The organism is Pseudomonas anatoliensis (assembly GCF_017976235.1).
Lineage (GTDB): Bacteria > Pseudomonadota > Gammaproteobacteria > Pseudomonadales > Pseudomonadaceae > Aquipseudomonas > Aquipseudomonas anatoliensis.
On record NZ_JACVHC010000003.1, the window covers coordinates 822,572 to 843,625 of the forward strand.

Here is a 21,054-nt window from a genome sequence, read left to right on the forward strand (position 1 = left end):
CGCGAGCAGGCTCACTCCTACAAGGGCGGTGGTGGGCTTACTTGCGGTTAAGCATCACCGGCAACTGCGCCACCAGTTTGGCGTTGTTCAGCGGCGCCCGAATAAACCCGCGCTGCGTGCCGTCCGGGCCAATCACCGCGAGATTGCCGCTATGGTCGACGGTGTAATTCGGTTTGCTGGTATCCGCCGGAATAAACGGAATACTCACCGCGTTCGCGACCTTCTGCAGCTCTTCAATCGAGGTCGGCGTGAGGCCGATGAATTGCGGATCAAAGTAGCCCAGATACTGCTTCAACTGCTTCGGGTGATCGCGGTTGGGGTCGACGCTGACCAGCACGATCTGCAACTTGTCCACAGCGTCCTTAGGCAGTTCGCTTTTGATCTGGCGCAGTTGCGCAAGGGTGGTCGGGCAGATGTCCGGGCAGAAGGTGTAGCCGAAAAACAGCAGGCTCCACTTGCCTTTGAGTTCATTGATCGCGACCGGTTTGCCGTCCTGATCGGTCATCGTCACGTCCGGCAGATTGCGGCTCTGCGGCAGCAGAATGATGCCGGCGTCGATCAGCGCGGTCGGATCGCCCTGGCCCTTGCCGCTCAGCACTTTGTTGACCGTAAGGCCGAGGATCAACGCGACCACGGCGACGAGGATGAAAACGGTTTTCTGGGTTCGAGTCATAGGTTCAACAGTAAGTAGTGGTCTACGAGCAGGGCGATGAACAGCAGGAACAAGTAATAAATAGAGTACTTGAAGGTGTTGATCGCCGCGTGCGGCCGAGTGCCACGGTACAGCACCACGGCCCATTGCAGAAACCTCGCGCCCAGAGCGAGGGCGCAAATCAGGTAGAGCACGCCGCTCATGTGGATCACATAAGGCAGTAGGCTCACGGCCAGCAGCGCAAAGGTGTACAGCAGAATGTGCACTTTGGTGTAGTGCTCGCCGTGGGTGACCGGCAGCATCGGGATATCGGCCTTGGCGTATTCCTCTTTGCGATGAATCGCCAGCGCCCAGAAGTGTGGCGGCGTCCAGGCGAAGATGATCAGCACCAGCAGCAACGGTTCGGCGCTGACGTGGCCGGTGGCGGCAGTCCAGCCGAGCAGCGGCGGCGCGGCGCCAGCCAGACCACCGATGACGATGTTCTGCGGCGTCGCGCGTTTGAGGAAACCGGTGTAAACCACCGCGTAACCAAGCAACGAAGCGAGCGTCAGCCACGCCGTCAGCGGATTGGTGAAGGTCAGCAACAACGCCTGCCCCAGCAGCGCCAATACCAGCGCAAACGTCAGCGCGGCGGCAGGTGAGACCCGGCCCTCGGCCAACGGCCGTTTGTGGGTGCGCGCCATCAGCGCGTCGATGCGCCGATCCACCACATGATTGACCGCCGCCGCGCCGCCGGCACACAGCGCAATCCCCAGGTTGCCGAACACCAGCACCGTCCACGGCACCCCGGCGCGGGTCGCGAGAAACATGCCGACCAGCGAGGTGATGAGCATCAGCACCACCACTTTCGGTTTGGTCAGCTCCAGATAATCGCGCCACAACGCCTGCGCGGGACGTTCGCCAATCAGAATCGCCACGGCGTTTCTCCTTTTATTGTGATGGGCGCCGCCGAGTGTTTACGCGGGCTCAAGCGCCACCGCGCAATCAGCGGCCGCTTGACCCGAACCAGACTGGTGCGTGCGTGATAATTGACCAGCACCATCGACAACAACAGTGCTGCGCCGCCCGCGTTGTGGGCGACGGCGATTGGCAGCGGCAGATGGAACACCACGTTGCTAATGCCGAGGGTGATTTGTGCGGCGAGCGCGATCAGCACCAGTGCGGCCAGTCGGGTCATGCCAACCACTTTCAGTTGCCAGGCCAGACCGAGCAGCACCAGCGTTACCAGCAGCGCGCCGATGCGATGGGTCAGATGAATCGCCGTGCGTGCGTCGCTGTCGAGTTGTCCGCCCAGGTAATTCGGGCCGATGTGTTGAGTCAGATGAAAGCCATTGGCGAAATCAGCGGCCGGCAGCCATTCGCCGTGGCACGTCGGGAAGTCGATGCAGGCCACCGCCGCGTAGTTGGAGCTGACCCAGCCACCTAGCGCGATCTGACCGATCACCAGCAACAGTCCCGCCGTCGCCCAGTACTGCAAACGCTTGGGCACGGTCAGCGCCGGCAGCACGCCGGACAATCTCAGGGTCAGCAAAAACAACAGACTCAACGTCGCGAAACCACCGAGCAAATGCCCGGTGACCACTTGCGGCCAGAGCTTGAGCGTCACTGTCCACATGCCAAACGCCGCTTGTGCGATGACCACCGCCAGCAAGAACAGTGGCAGTTTCAATGGCAGGCCCGGATGACGCCGGTTGACCCAGGCACGGCCGGCCAGCACTGAGATGAGCAGGCCGAGGGCACCGGCGAAGTAGCGATGGATCATCTCGTTCCAACCCTTGTGTGCTTCGACCGGCGCCTCGGGGTAATGCAGTTCGGCATGGGCCAGTTGGGCTTCGCTTTTCGGCACGCTGATAAATCCGTAGCACCCCGGCCAGTCCGGGCAACCGAGGCCGGCGTGGGTCAGGCGTGTGTAGGCGCCGAGCAGCACCACAATCAGTGCCAGCAGGGTGGCAAACAGCGCGAGGCGAAATCCAGGTTTGGCCATGACGATGCCCTTATCCGATGTTCGACAGTTTCAGCAGGTGGCGCAGGTCGTTGAGCAGATCCTTGCCCTTTACGTTCGGGCCGTAGCGCAGCACGAGGTTGCCGTGTGGATCGATGATCCACAGCTGCGGCGTGGCCTTGTCGCCAGTCGTCTTGGTGAACACAGCGGCATCCAGCGGATAGCGTTGCAGCTGCGGGTATTCGCGGGTCAGTTTGGCGTCGTAATCACTGTTCAGCGGCTGCGCGGCGGCGAGGGCATGGGTGGCACGCCCGGCCTCACGACCGAGGCCTATCTGGATCTGCCGCGCCAGATACACCAACTGCTGGCAATCCACCGAGCAGTCCTTGGGCGCGGTCACCAGCATCTGCCAGCGCTGTTCATCGGCTTGCACGCCGAGGTCGGCGCGGGTCTGGCCGTTGCCGAGCAGTTCACCGTGATAGCTGCGACCTTCCGGCACCCAGAACTGCAATTTGTACATGCCGGTGGCGAGCAGCATCGGGCCGACCACGCCGAGCACGATCAACAGCAATTGAATGCGACCGCGCCGGCGACTGACCGGCGCTTTGGCTTCAGACATGCTGGGTGGATTCATGGCTGTTCCCATGGTGTTTCTCCTTAGCGTTGTGCCAGCCGAGATAGAGGTAGAGCCCGAGCAGGGCAATGCTCATGGCGAACCACTGCACGGCGTAACCGAGGTGTTTTTCCGGGCCCATCGCGACCACCGGCCAGTCGGCCTGATAACTGGCCGGGCCGGGTTCGGCACGCAATTCATAGGCGTAGCCGTCGCGCCCGAGGGTTTTCCACAGCATGGCCGGCTCGACGGCGGTGATGGTTTGCGGCCAGATCTGGCTGGTCGGGTCGGCGTGCAACTGGAAAGTCGCGCCGGGGGCGACGTAGACCCAGGCGTCGATATTCAGCGATGCGGTTGGCGTGCTGAATTGCGGCGGTACGCGCCGATCCGGCCACGGCAGCCAGCCGCGATTGACCAGCAGCCACAGCCCGCTGCGCTGATCCTGAAACGGTTGCAGCAACTCGACGCCGACTTTGCCGTCACGCTGGCGGTTGTCGAGCAGCAAGCTGTGCGAGGCATCGAACTGGCCCTGCAGATGCACGCGGCGATAGGCCGGGTCGGCGCTGGTCAGTAATTCGCTGCTGGCCATCGGCGCGGCGGCGCGGCGTTCGGTGTACGTGGCGAGCAGGGCGGTTTTCTCCGCGCCACGGCCCAGTTGCCAGAAGCCCAGCGACACCAGCAGCGGCAGCAACAACGCCACCACCACGGTCGGAATCACACCCGGGCGAAAGCGCTTCATGCTTGCGCCACAAAGTCAGTCGTCGCGATCGCTATACTCAACTGCATCGCCTGTCCCCCGGAGTCTTCCCATGCTCAAAACAGCTATCGTCCTGATGCTGATTGCCACGGTGATCAGCCTGTTCAGCGGCCTGTTTTTCCTGGTCAAGGACGACAGCAGCTCGAATCGTCTGGTCATCGCCTTGAGTGTTCGGGTGGCATTGGCCGCTGCAACCGTCGGCTTGATCACCTGGGGTTTCTACAGCGGCCAATTGGTGTCGCACGCGCCTTTTTAGCGCTGCCTCAGAGCACGTAAACGAAGATGAACAAGCCGATCCACACCACGTCGACGAAGTGCCAATACCAGCTCGCCGCTTCAAAGCCGAACTGATGCTCGTTGTCGAAGTGGCCCTTCATGATCCGCATCAGCATCACAAACAGAATGATCGTGCCGATGGTCACGTGGGCGCCGTGGAAACCGGTGAGCATGAAGAACGTCGCGCCGTAGATGCCCGAACCCAGGGTCAGGCCCAGCTCCTTATAAGCGTGAATGTATTCTTCGGCCTGGAAGCCAAGGAACGCACAGCCCAGCAGCACAGTGATCGCCAGCCAGATTTTCAGCGCGCCGCGATGGCCTTTCTTCAGCGCATGGTGGGCGATGGTGATGGTCACGCTGGAGCTGACCAGCAGAATCGTGTTGATCAGCGGCAGACCCCACGGGCTGATGACATCCTTGGCCGGCGGGAACAGTTTCGGATCCGGCGTGTTCAGCAGCGGCCAGGTGAACTGAAAATTTGGCCAAAGCATGTGCGCGACCCCTTTGGGCCCTTCACCCCCGAGTGCCGGGCCGGAAATGTGCCGCACGTAGAACAGCGCACCGAAGAAAGCGACGAAGAACATCACCTCGGAAAAGATGAACCAGCTCATGCCCCAGCGGAACGAGCGGTCCAGCTGCGCGCTGTATAGCCCCGCGCGGCTTTCCTTGATCACGGTGCCGAACCAGCCGAACAGCATGTATGCCACCAGCAGGCCACCTACGAAAAAGATCAGCGGGCCGTGGGATTCCGGACGCGCTGCCTTCAGATCGTTGAACCAGACGGCCAGACCGTACACGGTGACCAACATCCCGATCGTGGCGATGATCGGCCACTTGCTCTGGGCCGGAACGTAATAGTGCTCATGAGTTGCCATTTATTGTTCTCCTTATCGGGCACGCTAACCGCCAGTGTTTACAGCCACCGGTGGATGTCGGGCGGTGATATCGAACAGCGTGTAGGACAGCGTCAGGTGCTTCACTTCCTTGGGCATGTCGCGGTCAACAATGAACCGCACCGGCATCTCGATCTGTTGCCCGGGCTGCAGCACCTGCTGGGTAAAGCAAAAGCATTCGGTCTTGTGGAAATACGCCGCGGCATTACTCGGCGCGATGCTGGGTACGGCTTGCGCACTCATCGGTTTGTCGGTGGGGTTGCGGGCGATGAAGATCATCTCATTGACCGCGCCGGGGTTGGCCGTGAGTTCGTCATGCTTGGGATAGAACTCCCACGGCATGTCGGCGGTGTTGGTCGACAGAAACTGCACGCGCACTTGGCGCGAGGTATCAACCACCTGCTCCCCCTCGTACTGGCCGCCGGTCTTGCCGTTGATGCCGAAGGCTTTGCACATCACGTCATAGATCGGCACCAGGGCAAACCCGAAAATGAACATCGCGACCACCACACCGAGCAGGCGGGTGACGAGTTTTTTCAGCGAGATCGAGTCAGCCATGGTTCATGCCCTCACCACCCAACTTTATGGGCATCGGTGATGCTTTTGTGGCGAGGGGATTTATCCCCGATCGGCTGCGCAGCAGTCGTAAACCCGGCGCATGCGGTATGCCTGATCCATCGTGGTCGCAGGTTTTGGGGCTGCTTCGCAGCCCATCGGGGATAAATCCCCTCGCCACAGGAGATCTGTGTACATCCACAGGGGATCTGTGTGCTTGCACAGGTTTCTCACTGGTCTTCACAGCGGGTTGGCGTTTCATTTCACTTCCGGCGGTGTGCTGAAGGTGTGATACGGCGCCGGCGACGGCACGCTCCACTCCAGACCTTCGGCGCCATCCCACGGTTTGGCCGGTGCCGGAACGCCGCCACGGATGGTCTTGATCACGATGAAGAGGAAGAAGATCTGCGTGGCGCCGAACATGAATGCACCGATCGAGGAGACCATGTTGAAATCGGCGAATTGCAGGTTGTAGTCCGGAATCCGTCGCGGCATGCCCGCCAGCCCCACGAAGTGCATCGGGAAGAAGGTCAGGTTCATGCCGACGAACGACAGCCAGAAATGCAGCTTGCCGAGGGTTTCGTCGTACATGTGCCCGGTCCATTTCGGCAGCCAGTAGTACGCCGAGGCGAAGATCCCGAAGATCGCCCCCGGCACCAGCACATAGTGGAAGTGCGCGACCACGAAATAGGTGTCCTGATACTGGAAGTCCGCCGGGGCAATGGCCAGCATCAGCCCGGAGAATCCGCCAATGGAGAACAGGATCACGAACGCCACGGCAAACAGCATCGGCGTCTCGAAGGTCATCGAGCCTTGCCACATGGTGCTGGCCCAGTTGAAGACTTTCACCCCGGTCGGCACCGCGATCAGCATCGTTGCGTACATGAAGAACAGCTCGCCCACCAACGGAATGCCGACCACGAACATGTGGTGCGCCCAGACGATAAACGACAGGAACGCGATGCTCGCCGTGGCGTAGACCATCGAGGTGTAGCCGAACAGCGGTTTGCGGGCGAAGGCCGGGATGATCTGGCTGACGGCGCCGAAGGCCGGCAGGATCATGATGTACACCTCGGGATGGCCGAAGAACCAGAACACATGCTGGAACAACACCGGGTCACCGCCACCGGCAGCACTGAAGAAACTGGTGCCGAAGTGGATGTCCATCAGCATCATCGTCACGCACCCGGCCAGCACCGGCATCACCGCGATCAGCAGGAACGCGGTGATCAGCCAGGTCCAGACGAACAGCGGCATTTTCATCAACGTCATGCCGGGGGCGCGCAGGTTGAGGATGGTCGCGACCACGTTGATCGCGCCCATGATCGAGCTGATGCCCATCAGGTGAATGGCGAAGATGAAGAACGTCACGCTCTCAGGTGCGTAAGTCGTCGAGAGCGGTGCGTAAAACGTCCAGCCGAAATTAGGCCCGCCACCGGGGCTGAACAGGGTCGAGACCAGCAGCAGGAACGCCGCCGGCAGCAGCCAGAAGCTGAAATTGTTCATGCGCGGCAGGGCCATGTCCGGCGCGCCGATCATCAACGGGATCATCCAGTTGGCGAGGCCGACGAACGCCGGCATCACCGCACCGAACACCATCACCAAACCGTGCATGGTGGTCATCTGGTTGAAGAACGCCGGTTCGACGATCTGCAAACCCGGCTGGAACAACTCGGCGCGGATCACCATGGCGAACGAGCCGCCGAGCAGGAACATGCAGAACGCAAACCACAGGTACAGCGTGCCGATGTCCTTGTGGTTGGTGGTCAGCACCCAGCGCATCAGGCCTTTGGCCGGGCCGTGGGCGTGGTCGGCGTGACCGTGGTCATCGATGACAGCGCTCATGGCCGGTCTCCTTCAAGCGAGTGGACGGGGCAGGCCGGGGCGCGGAGCCCTGACCGATTCACGAAGTACGCAATAGACCGGCTCATTTGCTTTCCGCCTGTTTCAGCTCCAGCACTTCTTTTGGCGTCACCATGTCGCCCTTGTTGTTGCCCCACGCGTTACGTTCGTAGGTCACGACGGCGGCGATATCGACTTCCGACAACTGCTTGCCGAACGCCGCCATGGCGGTGCCGGGTTTGCCGTGGAAGACGATGCTCAGGTGATCCTTGATCGGGCCAGTGGCGATTTTCGAGCCCTTGAGCGCCGGGAACATCGGCGGCAGGCCTTGGCCTTCAGCCTGGTGACAGGCGACGCAAGCGGTGTGATAGACCTTGTCGCCGCGCTCCTTGAGTTCGTCGAGGGTCCATTCCTTGCTGGTCAGTTCTTTGAGCTGCGCAGTCTCGGCTTTGCGCTCGGCGAGCCAGGTTTCGTAGTCGGCCTTATCCTTGACCTCGACCACGATCGGCATGAAGCCGTGATCCTTGCCGCACAGTTCGGCGCACTGGCCACGGTAGAGGCCGGGCTTGTCGACACGGGTCCAGGCTTCGTTGACGAATCCCGGAATCGCATCGCGTTTGACCGCAAAGGCCGGCACCCACCAGGAGTGGATCACGTCAGCGGAGGTCACGAGGAAGCGCACCTTGGCGCCGGTCGGCAGCACCAATGGCTTGTCGACCTCAAGCAGGTAATGCTCGCCCTTGGCTTCCTTGTTGTGGATCTGTTCGGCGGGGGTGGCCAGGTTGCTGAAGAACTCGACGTCCTGGCCCAGGTATTTGTAATGCCACTTCCACTGATACCCGGTGACCTGGATATCGATATCCGGCTCACTGCTGTCGTACATCTTGATCAGGGTGGCGGTCGCCGGCACGGCCATCGCTACCAGAATCAGCAGCGGCACGATGGTCCACATGATTTCGACGCCGGTGCTTTCGTGGAATTTTGCGGCGACCTGCCCGGTAGAACGGCGGTGCACCATCATCGACCAGAACATGGCGCCGAAGACGATGACCCCGATCACCACACAGATCCAGAAAATGGTCATGTGCAGGTCGAATACTGCGTGACTGATTTCAGTCGCTCCAGGCGCCATATTTACAGTCCAGGCCGCGTTGGCCGGGCTGAAAATCGACCACAACAGGAGGCCCATCCAGACGTGTGGATGTCGCATCATTGCGGGTTCCCCTTATCGTTCTTGTTATCCCGCCGGCTTTCGCCTGCGGCAAGGGAGCGGCTGCATCAGACTACGAACTTGAATCGCCGAGCCTTGCTGCGGGTGCAGTCGGGCGTCATCAGCTAACTCCATTCACTGGCGAGTATAGACAGCGACTGGAAATTGCAATGTGAGGACGTAAATGATCTGAAACAGCGAAGACTTGCGTTCAAGGGCAGGAATGGAGAAGGATGCAGACGAGTGGTGGCAAATCGATATAACGCAGATGCATCAAGGATGAAATAATTATGACAAATGCGTCTTAGCATTTTTCGTAAGCCAGCTAACTTATGTCTTCCCTATTTCATTGCCTTGTTCCCTGGAGTTTTCATGAACACCGCCGCATTGCGCGAGCAGATCCAAAAAGCCCAACAGCACGAGAAAGAAACCGGCCTGCTGACCCGTCAGCTGGAAAGCAAGCTGCCTCATTTACACCCGGCGATCCAATTGCCGGAAGCCGACGCCAATGGTGTGCTGACGCGTTTTGTCGCCGCCTACATTGATGAAGTACCGGACTTGCTGGATGCAGCCAATGAAGTCGCCAGGGAAGCGGGCATCGAATCGCAGATCAAACCGGTGCTGAAAATCGCCGAGCAGTACTTCCTCCAGCCGCCAGCCATCATGGCCGGGCACGTTGGTCTGGACAGCCTGCTGGACGAAGCCTACCTGGCGCACCGTTTTGTCGAAGAGGTCAACGACCTGTACATCAAGCATTTCGGCCAGCCACTGATCCCCTTGGACATGACGGTCGCCAACTTGATTGCTCACCAGTTGATCGGTGAGGAATTTGCCAACCAACTGGACGAAGCGGTGCATCACGCCATCGACGAGATGCTCAACGACGAAAGCTTTGCGCTGGAATCGGTAGAGATCTACCGCGAAAAACTCAGCAGCCCGGAGACGGGTGCGGCGTGGAAACGCTGGCCGTGCATGGGTCGCCGCCTGGGTGTGGGCCTGGAGCTGGATCAGCCCGCTGCCTGAACCTTAAAAGATCGCAGCCTCCGGCAGCTCCTACATGAGAGGGTATTTCACCCTGTAGGAGCTGCCGAAGGCTGCGATCTTTTGATCCTAAGCGGCTGAGCCAATCCCGGTGTTTGTGCGAACCCTGCCTTCAAGCCTGCGCTTCAACCCACGCGACTCGATCACCAGCTTCGAGCCCTTGGCCGCATTCGCCCGGCCCCATTCTTCCAGCAACTCCAGACACGAATGGTCGATGTAGCTCAGGTTATTGAGCGGCACATGCACCGTCGAGCCTGCTGGAATCGTACCCAGCACCTGGGTCAGCGCCGGTACTTTGAGGAAGGTCGCCGCGCCGATCAGACGTAACTCCATTTCCCCTTCCGGCGGCAGGTCGATCAAGCTGATCTTCAGTCGTGATGCCTTGAAGGCCAGTTTCACCAGCGTCAGACCAAAGCCGATCAGCACACCGGTCAGCAGGTCAGTGAAGATGATCGCCAGCGCCGTCGCAGCGTAAGTGAACATCGGCATCCGGCCATAACGCCCCAGCCCACGAAACGCTTTGAGATCCACCAGTTTGAAACCGGTATACACCAACACACCCGCCAGACTCGCCACCGGAATGCTTTGCAGCACACTCGACAGCAACAGCACGAACGCCAGCAGCCACAGACCATGGAAGATCGTCGAGTAACGCGTGGTCGCACCGGCCTGGACGTTGGCCGAACTGCGCACGATCACCCCGGTCATCGGCAGTGCGCCGAGCAGACCGCAGAGCATGTTGCCGACACCTTGCGCCGACAGTTCACGGTCGAAGTCCGAACGCACGCCATTGTGCATGCGATCTACCGCGGCGGCCGACAACAGGGTTTCCGCGCTGGCGATAAACGCCACGGCGAACGCGGCGATCAGCAGCGTCGGGTCGGCCAGACTGAGCAGGTCCGCCGGTTTCAACCAGTCGATGGCTTCCGCCAGATTCGCCGGCACCTCCACCCGTTTGACCTGCAATGCCAGCAGCAGACTGGCGCCAGTGGCCAGGCCAACACCGAGCAATGCGCCGGGGACGAATCGCAGCGAGTGCGGGCGGAATTTCTCCCACAGCCACATCACTGCAATCGTCGACAGCCCGAGCAATCCAGCCTGCCAGCCAAACGACGGCAAGGCCTGCGCCACCGCCGCGGGGAACGCCGTGAGGTTATCCAGCCCGGAAGGTTTCGGCGAAGCATCGAGCATCACATGCACCTGTGACAGCACGATCAATACGCCAATCCCGGCCAGCATGCCGTAGACCACCGCTGGCGCCGTGACCCGAAACCAGCAGCCGAGCTTCAGTCGCCCGGCCACCAGTTGCAGGAAACCGGCGAGCAGCAAAATCGGCCCAAGCATCTCGATACCGTGCTGGCGCACCAGTTCGAACACCAAAACCGCCAGACCCGCCGCCGGCCCGCTGACCTGTAGCGGCGAACCCGCCAGCCAACCCACCACCAGACCACCGATGATGCCGGTGATCAGACCTTTTGCTGGCGGCAACCCTGAAGCGATTGCAATGCCCATGCACAACGGCAGGGCGACCAAAAACACAACCACGGATGCGAGCAGCTCCCGTGGCAACACAGCTTTCAATTGAGCAGCACGCATGGTGATTCTCCCGAAGTTTTCTTCAGGCGTGGCGAGGCCGGGCCGCTGAAACAGCGGCCGGCGTCAAACCACACAGATTGTCAGGAAGATTTAGAAGCGCGCTTTGGGCGTCGCCACCGGAATCGGATGGCTGCCATCGAGCGGCAGGAAACGTCCCTGATCCGCGTCGTAAGCTTTGATTTCGCTGGTTTCGATGTTGTAGACCCAGCCATGGATGAACAGCTGACCGTTCGCCATGCGTGAGGCTACCGAAGGATGGGTACGCAAGTGCTGCAATTGGGCGATGACGTTTTCCTCGGTGAGGATCGGCATGCTTTCTTTTTCGTCGGCGCAGTTACAGTTTTCATGCACCATGGTTTTCGCGACTTCGGCGTGGCGCAACCAGGCTTTGACCGTCGGCATTTTTTCCAGGCTGTCGGGGTTGAGCACCGCACGCATGGCGCCGCAATCGGAGTGGCCGCAAATGATGATGTGCTGCACGCCCAGCGCCAGTACCGCGTATTCGATGGCGGTGGAAACGCCGCCGTTCATCTGGCCGTACGGTGGCACGACGTTGCCGACGTTACGTGTTACGAACAGATCGCCCGGCGAGCTGTGGGTAATCAGCTCGGGAACGATGCGCGAGTCGGCGCAGGTGATGAACATCGCCTTGGGCGCTTGGGCCGTGGCGAGTTTCTTGAAGAGTTCTTCCTGCTGCGGGAAGACCTCATGATGAAAATGCAAAAAGCCGTCTACGATCTGTCGCAGCGCTGCATCGGCGGAATCCGCTTCTGGGGTTTGCGCCGACGCAGCCAGCGGCTGTTTATCCTTGTCACTCATGATTCATCCTCTTAGGCGGATTCAGGGAGTCTTGCCCCGGTATTCCGGTATGAAGCCAGTGGCTGTTTAAAACATCCGGGTCATCCCGACCCGTCAGTCACTCGATGAACAAGGTAGCCGCCGAAACTTAACTCAAACTGAATCAAACGCTCTAGAACGTGTGTTCCAGGTCACAAAAAACGTGACTGAGGATTTCGACGGAAGGATTCCAACCCCTCAACCATAAGCCAATTGTCGCTAAATCAGCGACATCTGGCGACCCGGCGGACAGAAGGCAGTGCAATCGAGGTTATAGCCCTCGCGATGGTTGAGACCCAGACGCTTGATCGCCTTGGCAAAACGCTGGGCGAGCAGATCGGCGAACGGGCCTTCACCGCGCATGCGAGCGCCGAAACGGCTGTCGTAGAGCTCGCCGCCACGGCTTTGGCGGATCAGGCTCAGCACATGCGCCGCCCTTTGTGGATAGTGCGCTTGCAGCCATTCCTCGAACAACGGCGCCACCTCCAGCGGCAGGCGCAACATCATGTACGCAGCGCTTTGCGCACCGGCGGCGTGGGCCTCGGTGAGCAGGCTTTCGATCTCGCTGTCGTTGATCATCGGAATCATCGGTGAACACAGCACCCCGACCGGAATGCCCGCTTCGCGCATCACCCGGATCGCCCGCAACCGCGCCTTGGGCGCTGCGGCGCGCGGTTCGAGGATGCGTTTGAGTTCGTCGTCCAGCGTGGTCAGGCTGATCATCACGGCCACCAGCCGTTGCTGCGCCAGCTCGGTGAGCAGGTCGAGATCGCGCAGGATCAGCGAACCCTTGGTGACGATGGTTACCGGATGCCGATAACGCAAAAGCACTTCGAGGATCTGACGGGTGATCTTGTGTTCGCGTTCGATGGGCTGATACGGATCAGTGTTGGAGCCCAGATTGATTGGCGCGCATTCATAGCCGCGTTTGCTCAGTTGCTCTTCCAGCACTTGCGCAGCGTTGGTCTTGGCGATCAGCTTCGTTTCAAAGTCCAGCCCGGGCGACATGTCCCAATAGGCGTGACTGGGCCGTGCGTAGCAATAGATGCAGCCATGCTCGCAGCCGCGATAGGGATTGATCGAGCGATCAAACGGCAGGTCAGGCGAGGTGTTGCGGGTGATGATGGTTTTTGCGGTTTCGATCATCACCTCGGTGTTCTGCGTTTCGGGCACTTCCTGATACCAGCCGTCGTCCTCGGCCACCGAGCGGTTCGGTGCGAAGCGGTTGTGCGGGTTGGTCGCGGTACCGCGACCGCGTGGGGGGAGAGGGCTGGTCATCGCGCGAATCTCATGTCTGTATATGCATACAGTATATGAGCAGGGCCTGGACGATCCAGTACCGTTCGGCTCTGGAGCTCATTCGCGGCTTGCTCCTGCTATTCGGTTTGTAATTTATATAAATAGCTGTAACTAGAGACAATCCGAGAAACATATGTGTCGTTGTGAAGAAAAGTTATCAAATATAGTCTTAAAAACTTGCAGGCATTGAGGCCTGTTTATTTATTTAAAGGATTTGATTTATGTCGTTTCTCAATCAGCGTGGCGTTTTTCTACAGATGATGCCGCCGAGCCAGTCTGAGCCCAACACTATTGTTTCGTTGCAACTGGCCCGCAAGGAACTGGGCTGGAATGCCGAGGAAGAATTATCGACCGAGGCATTGGTCGATTCGATTTATGTTATCGCCGTATCAAGCGATCGCGGCAAGACCTTCACCATCCGCACAGACAAGAAAGATGTGGACGGCGATGGTGATGTTGATAGTGATGACAAGGCCAAGTTAGTAGCGCTGGCCAAGGCTTATGTGAGTATCGTCAATCCTTGAATGGCTTCTTGCAACATTGGTCATTACGACAACTTTCAACAAAAACCCTGCATGAATGATTCATGCAGGGTTTTATATTTTTAGTTGTGGCTAGTTACCTGGCCAAGATCATCACCAGACGTTGTTTTCATATCGTCGGTGCGTAGTCCTGCGACGTCTTTGGCCGAGACCGGTGCGCCTTTATTACCCCAACTACCCCGAATAAAGCTCACCACATCCGCGACTTCCTGATCCGATAACCGCCAGGCAAAACCAGGCATGGTAAAAGTTGAAGGCGCGGTGTGCGTCGCCGGCAATGTACCGCCCTTGAGCACGATGTGGATCAGCGAGGTCGGGTCTTCCGATTGCAGCACCGGATTGCCCGCCAGCGCCGGGAACACGCGGGTGTAGCCGTGGCCGTCGGTACGATGGCACGCCGCGCAGTTGTCGATGTACACCGACGCACCGCGCTGGCTGTCGTCGCCGTTCCACAGGGCTTTGGTGGCTGTCGCGTCGTATTGGTGTGGCTGATCGTTCGGATCATTGGCCGGCAACGATTTGAGGTAGCGCGCAATCGCGGTCAGGTCGGCGTCGGTCATGTATTGCATGCTGTGGGTGACCACGTCGCTCATGCCGCCGAACACGGCGCTGCGATCACTGCGGCCGGTCTTGAGGAATTGCACCAGTTGCTCCTCGCTCCAGCTGCCGAGACCATCCTTGTGATCGCCACGCAAACTCTTGGCGATCCAGCCTTCCAGCGGCGCACTGCCAGCCAGAAATTGGCTGCCATCGGCCGCACTCAGGGATTTTTCCTGCATGGTCAGGGCACGTGGCGTATGGCAGGCGCCGCAATGTCCTAGGCCTTCGACCAGATACGCCCCACGGTCAATCACCGGATCGTCCGACGTCGCCTTGTAGTCCTCGACCTTCGGCGCAAACATCCAGCGCCAGCCCATCAGCGGCCAACGCATGCTCAACGGCCATGGAATGTCGCTGGCCTTGTTCTCTTGCGCGACGGGTTCCACGCCGTGCATGAAGTACGCGTACAACGCTTTCATGTCGGTTTCGCTGACACGGGCGTAGGACGGATACGGCATCGCCGGGTACAACGTACTACCGTTTTTGGCGACGCCATGACGCACAGCCTGATCAAAGTCCTCGAAGCTGTAATCACCCACGCCGGTTTTATCCGGGGTGATATTGGTCGAGTAGATCGTGCCGATCGGCGTTTCCATTGGCAGGCCCCCGGCGAACGGCTTGCCGTTTTTCGCGGTGTGGCATGCCACGCAGTCACCGGCGCGGGACAGATATTCACCCTGTTTGATCAAGGATTGATCGACTTCAGCCGCTTGCAAAGCAGCACTGCCGAGCAGGGCCAGGGTCGCGATAACAAAATTCTTCATGGTCATCGCTCCTTAAGCCTGAACCAGCGGGCCGGGGTTTTTCAGGTATTGCTCGCGGATCGCCTTCGCCGACCAATAGGTCAACGCAGCGACCAGGCCGGTCGGGTTGTAGCCCAGTCCTTGCGGGAATGCCGAGGCGCCCGGCACGAATACGTTGTGCACGTCCCAGCTCTGCAGGTAGCGGTTCAACGCGCTCTTCTTCGGATCGGTGCCCATGATCGCGCCACCGTTGAGGTGGGTGGTCTGGTACGACGCGGTGTTGAAGTGGTCGCCGACTTTCTTGCCGATCACCGCAATGGCTTTCGGGCCCATCGCTTCGGCGACCTTGCCCATTTTCTCGACCATGAAGCGGTTCATCTTGATGTCGTTTTCCTGCCAGTCGAAGGTCATGCGCAGCAGCGGCAAGCCGTAGGCATCGCGGTACACCGGATCGAGATCGAGGTAGTTACCTCTGTAGGACTGATGCGCGCCGTGGGCATCCATCGACACCTGGTGGGTGTAGTAATCGGCGGTCGCGCGTTTCCAGGCGCTGCCCCAGGCTGGCGTGCCCGGCGGGTTCGAGGTGCCCGCAATCGGTCGGCTACCGGCCTGGTTGACCCACATCGGCGAGCCGCCGACGAAGCCGTGCGGGCCGTGGTCGAAGTTGTCGGCGTTGAAATCATCCAGCGCCACACCGTTACCGCCGGCCCCGATGAAGTTGTTGGTGTGGGTGTCCTTGTCGAAGAACGCCTTGATCGTCGCCATGTTCTGGTAAGCGAAGTTGCGCCCGACCACGCCTTCGCCGCTGATCGGGTCGTACGGCTTGCCGATACCGGAGAGCAGCATCAGTCGCACGTTGTGCAACTGGAACGCGCCGAGGATCACCAGATCCGCCGGTTGCTCAATCTCCCGGCCTTGCGCGTCGATGTAGGTGACGCCAGTGGCTTTGGTTTTGCTGCTGTCGAGATTGACCCGCAGCACATGGGCGTTGGCCCGCAGCTCGAAATTCGGCAACGGTTTGAGCGCCGGCAGAATGTTCACGTTCGGCGAGGCTTTGGAATACATGTAGCAAACGTAACCGCTGCAAAATCCGCAGAAGTTGCACGGACCCATCTGCGCGCCGTAGGGATTGGTGTAAGGCCCTGAAGTATTTGCCGAAGGCAGGTTGTAGGGTTTGTAACCAACCTCTGTGGCTGCCTTGCCGAACAGCTGTGCGGAAACCGTGTTCTTCTGCGCTTCCAGCGGGAAATGATTCGAGCGATCCGGCGCGTAAGGGTTGCCGCCCTTGCCCTGACCCACCAACTGACCTTTGACGGTCCAGGCCTGACCCGAAGTGCCGAAGACTTTTTCGGCGTAATCGAAAAACGGCTCCAGCTCTTCATAGCTGACGCCGAAGTCCTGGATGGTCATGTCCTTGGGAATGAAGCTTTTGCCGTAGCGTTCTTCGTAGTGGCTGCGCATACGCAGCTCGATCGGGTCGACGCGAAAGTGCACGCCCGACCAGTGCAGCCCGGCGCCACCAACGCCATTGCCCGGCAGGAACGCACCCAACTGGCGGTTCGGCAGGGCGATGTCGTTGACGCTGTGGCGAATGGTGACGGTCTCTTTGGAGATGTCCTGAAAGAGTTTTTTCCGAACGCTGTAGGTGAGTTCGTCGATCACCTGCGGATAGTTGCCGTCGGGGTAAGTGTCCTGCATCGGCCCGCGCTCCAGCGCCAGCACATTCAGGCCTGCTTCGGTCAGTTCCTTGGCCATGATCGCGCCGGTCCAGCCAAAACCGACGATCACTGCGTCGACCTTCTTCATTACGGTTGCCATGCTCACGCCCTCTCGCCGCGAATCGAAACTGCCGGGAAGGGGTATTGCTCGTTGCGTTCCACCCAATCCATGAAATCGGCGCGGGCGCCGGGGAAGCCGATCATGGTCCAGCCGACCATGCCTTTGTTGCCGCCGTGGATCGGGTCGCAGAAGAACCCTTCCTTGGTGTTTTGCAGCAGCAGATTGAAGAAAATCTTCGCCGGAACGCTATCGAACTGCGGTTTTCCGGCTTCCAGTTGCTTGAGCAAATCGTCTCGGGTAGCGCTGTCTTGCTCGGCAAATGTTTTACCGTTGAGGGCTTTTGTCCACTGATCCGTGGCGGTGATGCCAAGGCGATAGATCTCTTTGGGCACCAGTTTGCTCTGCCAGCCCATCTCCGGCGCCGCTTCAGCGTTGAACGGGCCCTGCATGTACCAAAGGGCTCCGGCAGCGTAGGGCGTGTTCATCTGACGATCGATGTATTCCGGCACACCGGCTTCGATCGCGCCTGGGCCTTGAGCATCGGCGGGAATCAATTGCGCCACGGCGGCATTGATGAACGCCCATTCTTCAGCGGTGAAATAGCTCGGCTGATAAACGCCAGCGTCAGCGCGAGCCGGTTGCGCCACGGGCGTTGCCGGGGCGGCTTCAGGCGCGGCTTGCAGGACACTGCTGCCCAGACCGGTGCCGGCCAGGGTGACCACCGGAATCAGGGTCAGGGATTTGCGTAAAAACTCACGCCGCGGGTTGTCTCGATTCTCATCAGACATTGGGGTGCACCTCATCAGGCATCAAGATTGGGCAGCCGTTTCTGCGAACGGCTTGAGGATTTGTTGTCGCGACGCGGCCGGTTTGACCCGTATAAGGGGGACGCGTCTGCAACAAGATGTGACAAATGGTAGCAGGCTAAGCATCTGGGTGAATCGATAAAGCGCAAAAAAGACTGGAATTGCGCGTTGGGATTTAAAGAAAAACCCCGATTCACGCTTCTTTGACAACCGGCTCACGGGGCTTTGACCGGCAAATCGTGAAGCTGTGGTTCCCGTTACTGAACAATCCCGATACGGTTAATCCAGCATGTCCCGAGTGCGCTTTTTTCCTGCTTTGTGTGTATCCCTGGTAGCTCTGTTGCACTGGGTCCCGGCCAAGGCGGGTGACACCGCAACTGCCCGCCCCACCGAGTGGGCGCAACCGGTCGAAGTGCAATACAACCTGTTCCAGATGTCGCCGACGCTGTACCGCAGCGCATTGCCCGACGACGGCGCGGTGCCATTGCTGAAAAAGCTCAAGGTGACCACGGTGATCAACTTTCTGCCTGAGGCCGATGGCAACTGGCTGACCGACCCCGGCATCACTCAAGTGCAACTGCCGTATCGCACCAACCACGTCGACGACAGCGATGTGCTCAAGACCCTGCGTGCCATACAGACCGCCGAGGCCAGCGGCCCGGTGCTGATGCATTGCAAACACGGCTCTGATCGCACCGGGTTGATGGCGGCGATGTACCGCGTAGTGGTGCAGGGGTGGAGCAAAGAGGACGCCCTGAGCGAGATGACCCAGGGCGGATTTGGCGAAAGCGGGCACTATCGCGACAGCGTCCGCTATGTGATGCAGGCCGATGTCGACAAGTTGCGTACCGCGCTGGCCAACGGCGATTGCAGCACCAGCGCGTTCGCCACCTGCTCGATGAAGAGCTGGTTTCAGACGGTCAATCTGAAGTGAGTGGCGCCCTGACTGGTTGCGGGTGCAGGAATTGCTCATCGACCGGCTGGCCGAGGAAGCTCTCAAGCGCGATCAGTAACGAGCGTGAGTCTCCGGGGGCAAAGAATGTTTCGCGAAAATCCCGGCCGGTCTGCGGGTCGAACACCCCCGCGCGTTCAAACCGCTTGAACACTTCGGTGGCCATTGCGCCGGACCATTTGTAGGCATAGACCGATGCCTCGTAACCGGTTACCAGATAATCAAAACCGTAGGCAAAACGGTGCAGACCCGACATGCGCAATTGAGGCATCTCACGCTGCACGTCCTCAAACACCTGCTCAATGCCGCGGCCATCGCCGTAACAGCGATGTAATTGCAGATCGAGCATCGCCGACATCAGCAGCATGGCGGTTGTCCGGCTGGTGTAGGCAGTCAGGGCTGTGAGCGCGCGGTTCACTTGAGCGTGCGTCAAGCGTTCGCCCGTTTCGTAATGTGCTGCCAGCCACACCAGAAACTCCGGCGACATGCACCAATGTTCGAATAACTCCCCGGCGAATTCGGCGCTATCACGTCCCAGTTGGGAAATCCCCGACAAGTTATGGTTGGGCGAGCGCGTCAGAACATGGTGCAAACAATGGCCGAACTCATGAACCAGTACTCGCAGATTTATATGAGAAAGCAGGCACGGATGTTCGGGGGTGGCAGTCGGGAAGTTGCTGTACAGGATGATTATTGGCAGCGCAGGCCTTCCCTCGGCATTGATCCGGCGCACGCGCAGCACCGAAGTCCAGGCGAAATCGTCGGTGCCTTGGCGGCGGTAAGGATCCACGTAGATATGGCCGATGACCTGCCCATGCTCGCTGATTTCCAGGAGTTGTACGTCCTCATGCCAATGGCTGATCGTGGTCTGTTCGACGATGGTGATCCCGAACAGGTGTTCGCAGAATCGACACAGCCGCCGCAACGTTTCATCCAGCGCAAAGTACCGACGCAAGCCCCTGGTCGCCCCGTCCGATTGCTCGACGCGTAGTTGTTCGGCGAGAAACTCTTCATCCCACGCCTGAATGTCCGTGATCCCCAGTGTGCGGGCGAATGCTTTCAGAGCGTGTGCATCACGTTCCAGGGCTGGCGTATTCGACGCGATCTGTTGCCGCAAGAAAGCATCGACTTGCTCCGCGGAAGTGGCAATGCGGGTTTCGAGGCAAAGCTGGACGAAGTTCTCGAAGCCTGACAATTCGGCTTTTTTGTGGCGCAAGGCGAGCAACTCTTTCAGCACCGGTCCGTTGTCGAGTTTGTCAGCTTGTGGGTCCAGATCGGAAGCGCGGTTGTTCCAGGCAGTGAAATATTCTTCGCGCAGCGCCCGGTCTTGCGCATGGCGCATGATTTGCCCGCAGGTATTGAGATCCAGCGTGAGTAGCCAACCGTGATGTCCCGCCTGCCTGGCATTGCGGGCCAGGCGTGCCTGCATCTCCTCAGGCAGCCCCCGGAGTTGCGTGACGTCGTCGATGCGCTTGCTCCAGGCAGCATTGGCGCGTTCCAGATTGCTCAGAAACCGTTGTTCCAGAGTCTGTATCTTGCGATTAACGCGGGCAAGTTCATGCTGTTGTGCTGGCGGAAGGTCGAGGCCGGACAAGCGAAATGCGCGCAAAATCTTCGCCAGCGAGGCTTTGCGCTGATCATCGAAACTGGCGGCAACCGAACTCTGCGCCAGGCGTTGATAGGTTCGGTACAACTCGAGATTGGCGGTCTTGTCGGCCATGTACTGGCCTGCAGCGAGACTGCACAACGCGCTTTCCTTGAGCCAGTCGGCGTCGGCGGATTTGACCTTCGAGAGCGTTTCGATAACGCCTAGCGCTTCACCCAGCCGCGCATCTGCCTCGTCGATGGCCACCACCAGATCGTCCCAATTCGGCTGTTCGGTCTGGCTGGCAATCACTTGGGCAATAATCTGGCGATTCTCGGCAACGATCGTATTGATCGCCGGCACCAGATGTTCGGCACGTATTGCCGACCACGGCGGCAGTGTCCAGTGTTGCAAAAGCGGATTGGTGTCGGGCATGACGTCTTCCTTGAGGGTTGGCTTAAAGGGCCAGCCTAAGCAGGAAGCGCAGGAGAAGGGCGGTACATAGTTACCACCTTCCACCGCTGATCGGTGGAA

Annotated in this window: 20 protein-coding genes; 4 read left to right on the forward strand and 16 right to left on the reverse strand. The window is 59.6% G+C overall.

Translation table 11 applies throughout. The annotated features are described in order from the left end of the window. Nucleotides 1–37 precede the first annotated feature (37 nt). From ICA16_RS13285 to ICA16_RS13305, 5 genes are read right to left on the reverse strand one after another with little or no spacing between them, the layout of a single operon-like run. Complete coding sequence (locus ICA16_RS13285; RefSeq protein WP_210700769.1) at nucleotides 38–673, reverse strand: SCO family protein; 636 nt, start codon at nucleotides 671–673, stop codon at nucleotides 38–40. After that, entirely contained in the window at nucleotides 670–1,569 is a 900-nt protein-coding gene (gene cyoE, locus ICA16_RS13290; protein WP_150605085.1) for a heme o synthase, read from the reverse strand. Before cyoE ends, ICA16_RS13285 begins: the two co-directional genes overlap by 4 nt. Further along, complete coding sequence (locus tag ICA16_RS13295) at nucleotides 1,557–2,636, reverse strand: COX15/CtaA family protein (RefSeq protein WP_210700770.1); 1,080 nt, start codon at nucleotides 2,634–2,636, stop codon at nucleotides 1,557–1,559. The genes cyoE and ICA16_RS13295 overlap by 13 nt, the downstream gene beginning before the upstream one ends. A gap of 10 nt (nucleotides 2,637–2,646) precedes the next feature. Then, nucleotides 2,647–3,240: a hypothetical protein gene (locus ICA16_RS13300; protein WP_210553229.1), complete on the reverse strand. Its 594-nt coding sequence runs from the start codon at nucleotides 3,238–3,240 to the stop codon at nucleotides 2,647–2,649. Beyond that, a complete protein-coding gene (locus tag ICA16_RS13305) occupies nucleotides 3,206–3,946 on the reverse strand; it encodes an SURF1 family protein (RefSeq protein ID WP_210700771.1) in 741 nt (246 codons plus the stop codon). Before ICA16_RS13305 ends, ICA16_RS13300 begins: the two co-directional genes overlap by 35 nt. A gap of 70 nt (nucleotides 3,947–4,016) precedes the next feature. Here ICA16_RS13305 and ICA16_RS13310 point away from each other — a divergent pair, with 70 nt between their 5' ends. Then, complete coding sequence (locus ICA16_RS13310; protein WP_150617013.1) at nucleotides 4,017–4,220, forward strand: twin transmembrane helix small protein; 204 nt, start codon at nucleotides 4,017–4,019, stop codon at nucleotides 4,218–4,220. 7 nt (nucleotides 4,221–4,227) lie between these two features. On the opposite strand, the gene ICA16_RS13315 is transcribed toward ICA16_RS13310, so the two are convergent. From ICA16_RS13315 to coxB, 4 genes are all read right to left on the reverse strand, one after another. After that, nucleotides 4,228–5,115, reverse strand: coding sequence for a cytochrome c oxidase subunit 3 (locus ICA16_RS13315; RefSeq protein WP_042556972.1), 888 nt, complete (start codon nucleotides 5,113–5,115; stop codon nucleotides 4,228–4,230). Nucleotides 5,116–5,139: 24 nt separating this feature from the next. Next, a complete protein-coding gene (locus ICA16_RS13320; RefSeq protein WP_150605091.1) occupies nucleotides 5,140–5,691 on the reverse strand; it encodes a cytochrome c oxidase assembly protein in 552 nt (183 codons plus the stop codon). 255 nt (nucleotides 5,692–5,946) lie between these two features. Beyond that, nucleotides 5,947–7,533 carry a cytochrome c oxidase subunit I gene (ctaD, locus tag ICA16_RS13325; RefSeq protein ID WP_150605092.1) on the reverse strand — a complete coding sequence of 529 codons (1,587 nt, stop codon included), beginning with the start codon at nucleotides 7,531–7,533 and terminating at the stop codon, nucleotides 5,947–5,949. 82 nt (nucleotides 7,534–7,615) lie between these two features. Then, on the reverse strand, nucleotides 7,616–8,743 hold the full coding sequence (gene coxB / locus ICA16_RS13330; protein WP_210700772.1) for a cytochrome c oxidase subunit II: 1,128 nt from the start codon (nucleotides 8,741–8,743) through the stop codon (nucleotides 7,616–7,618). 369 nt (nucleotides 8,744–9,112) lie between these two features. Between coxB and ICA16_RS13335 the strand changes: the two genes are divergently transcribed. Further along, complete coding sequence (locus ICA16_RS13335; protein WP_150605094.1) at nucleotides 9,113–9,763, forward strand: hypothetical protein; 651 nt, start codon at nucleotides 9,113–9,115, stop codon at nucleotides 9,761–9,763. 87 nt (nucleotides 9,764–9,850) lie between these two features. Here ICA16_RS13335 and ICA16_RS13340 read toward each other — a convergent pair whose 3' ends face one another. From ICA16_RS13340 to ICA16_RS13350, 3 genes are all read right to left on the reverse strand, one after another. Next, nucleotides 9,851–11,377, reverse strand: coding sequence for a SulP family inorganic anion transporter (locus ICA16_RS13340; protein ID WP_150605095.1), 1,527 nt, complete (start codon nucleotides 11,375–11,377; stop codon nucleotides 9,851–9,853). Nucleotides 11,378–11,467: 90 nt separating this feature from the next. Further along, on the reverse strand, nucleotides 11,468–12,196 hold the full coding sequence (locus tag ICA16_RS13345; protein WP_150605096.1) for a carbonic anhydrase: 729 nt from the start codon (nucleotides 12,194–12,196) through the stop codon (nucleotides 11,468–11,470). Between the two features lie 237 nt (nucleotides 12,197–12,433). Next, complete coding sequence (locus ICA16_RS13350; RefSeq protein ID WP_210700773.1) at nucleotides 12,434–13,492, reverse strand: PA0069 family radical SAM protein; 1,059 nt, start codon at nucleotides 13,490–13,492, stop codon at nucleotides 12,434–12,436. 242 nt (nucleotides 13,493–13,734) lie between these two features. On the opposite strand from ICA16_RS13350, the gene ICA16_RS13355 reads away from it, so the two are divergent. Further along, complete coding sequence (locus ICA16_RS13355; protein ID WP_210700774.1) at nucleotides 13,735–14,037, forward strand: hypothetical protein; 303 nt, start codon at nucleotides 13,735–13,737, stop codon at nucleotides 14,035–14,037. Nucleotides 14,038–14,117: 80 nt separating this feature from the next. On the opposite strand, the gene ICA16_RS13360 is transcribed toward ICA16_RS13355, so the two are convergent. From ICA16_RS13360 to ICA16_RS13370, 3 genes are read right to left on the reverse strand one after another with little or no spacing between them, the layout of a single operon-like run. Further along, nucleotides 14,118–15,419, reverse strand: a complete 1,302-nt coding sequence (locus ICA16_RS13360) for a c-type cytochrome (protein WP_210700775.1) — start codon at nucleotides 15,417–15,419, stop codon at nucleotides 14,118–14,120. 12 nt (nucleotides 15,420–15,431) lie between these two features. Further along, nucleotides 15,432–17,216, reverse strand: coding sequence for a GMC family oxidoreductase (locus ICA16_RS13365; protein ID WP_150605103.1), 1,785 nt, complete (start codon nucleotides 17,214–17,216; stop codon nucleotides 15,432–15,434). A 2-nt stretch (nucleotides 17,217–17,218) separates the two neighbouring features. After that, complete coding sequence (locus ICA16_RS13370; RefSeq protein WP_210553224.1) at nucleotides 17,219–17,965, reverse strand: gluconate 2-dehydrogenase subunit 3 family protein; 747 nt, start codon at nucleotides 17,963–17,965, stop codon at nucleotides 17,219–17,221. A gap of 307 nt (nucleotides 17,966–18,272) precedes the next feature. On the opposite strand from ICA16_RS13370, the gene ICA16_RS13375 reads away from it, so the two are divergent. Next, entirely contained in the window at nucleotides 18,273–18,917 is a 645-nt protein-coding gene (locus tag ICA16_RS13375) for a dual specificity protein phosphatase family protein (protein WP_210700776.1), read from the forward strand. Here the strand turns inward: ICA16_RS13375 and ICA16_RS13380 are convergent. After that, nucleotides 18,904–20,955 carry a M3 family metallopeptidase gene (locus ICA16_RS13380; RefSeq protein WP_210700777.1) on the reverse strand — a complete coding sequence of 684 codons (2,052 nt, stop codon included), beginning with the start codon at nucleotides 20,953–20,955 and terminating at the stop codon, nucleotides 18,904–18,906. The two genes, ICA16_RS13375 and ICA16_RS13380, sit on opposite strands and share 14 nt — an antisense overlap. Nucleotides 20,956–21,054: the final 99 nt, after the last annotated feature.

What these genes read in the sequence shown, in the direction of transcription:
- ICA16_RS13300 (WP_210553229.1), bottom strand. Translation starts at nt 3,240, where the DNA reads ATGGGAACAGCCATGAATCCACCCAGCATGTCTGAAGCCAAAGCGCCG.
- ICA16_RS13355 (WP_210700774.1), top strand. Translation starts at nt 13,735, where the DNA reads ATGTCGTTTCTCAATCAGCGTGGCGTTTTTCTACAGATGATGCCGCCG.
- ICA16_RS13370 (WP_210553224.1), bottom strand. Translation starts at nt 17,965, where the DNA reads ATGTCTGATGAGAATCGAGACAACCCGCGGCGTGAGTTTTTACGCAAA.
- ICA16_RS13320 (WP_150605091.1), bottom strand. Translation starts at nt 5,691, where the DNA reads ATGGCTGACTCGATCTCGCTGAAAAAACTCGTCACCCGCCTGCTCGGT.
- coxB (WP_210700772.1), bottom strand. Translation starts at nt 8,743, where the DNA reads ATGATGCGACATCCACACGTCTGGATGGGCCTCCTGTTGTGGTCGATT.
- ICA16_RS13315 (WP_042556972.1), bottom strand. Translation starts at nt 5,115, where the DNA reads ATGGCAACTCATGAGCACTATTACGTTCCGGCCCAGAGCAAGTGGCCG.
- ICA16_RS13340 (WP_150605095.1), bottom strand. Translation starts at nt 11,377, where the DNA reads ATGCGTGCTGCTCAATTGAAAGCTGTGTTGCCACGGGAGCTGCTCGCA.
- ICA16_RS13335 (WP_150605094.1), top strand. Translation starts at nt 9,113, where the DNA reads ATGAACACCGCCGCATTGCGCGAGCAGATCCAAAAAGCCCAACAGCAC.
- ICA16_RS13375 (WP_210700776.1), top strand. Translation starts at nt 18,273, where the DNA reads ATGTCCCGAGTGCGCTTTTTTCCTGCTTTGTGTGTATCCCTGGTAGCT.
- ICA16_RS13350 (WP_210700773.1), bottom strand. Translation starts at nt 13,492, where the DNA reads ATGACCAGCCCTCTCCCCCCACGCGGTCGCGGTACCGCGACCAACCCG.
- ICA16_RS13360 (WP_210700775.1), bottom strand. Translation starts at nt 15,419, where the DNA reads ATGAAGAATTTTGTTATCGCGACCCTGGCCCTGCTCGGCAGTGCTGCT.
- ICA16_RS13295 (WP_210700770.1), bottom strand. Translation starts at nt 2,636, where the DNA reads ATGGCCAAACCTGGATTTCGCCTCGCGCTGTTTGCCACCCTGCTGGCA.
- ICA16_RS13305 (WP_210700771.1), bottom strand. Translation starts at nt 3,946, where the DNA reads ATGAAGCGCTTTCGCCCGGGTGTGATTCCGACCGTGGTGGTGGCGTTG.
- ICA16_RS13380 (WP_210700777.1), bottom strand. Translation starts at nt 20,955, where the DNA reads ATGCCCGACACCAATCCGCTTTTGCAACACTGGACACTGCCGCCGTGG.
- ICA16_RS13365 (WP_150605103.1), bottom strand. Translation starts at nt 17,216, where the DNA reads ATGGCAACCGTAATGAAGAAGGTCGACGCAGTGATCGTCGGTTTTGGC.
- ICA16_RS13285 (WP_210700769.1), bottom strand. Translation starts at nt 673, where the DNA reads ATGACTCGAACCCAGAAAACCGTTTTCATCCTCGTCGCCGTGGTCGCG.
- ctaD (WP_150605092.1), bottom strand. Translation starts at nt 7,533, where the DNA reads ATGAGCGCTGTCATCGATGACCACGGTCACGCCGACCACGCCCACGGC.
- ICA16_RS13310 (WP_150617013.1), top strand. Translation starts at nt 4,017, where the DNA reads ATGCTCAAAACAGCTATCGTCCTGATGCTGATTGCCACGGTGATCAGC.
- ICA16_RS13345 (WP_150605096.1), bottom strand. Translation starts at nt 12,196, where the DNA reads ATGAGTGACAAGGATAAACAGCCGCTGGCTGCGTCGGCGCAAACCCCA.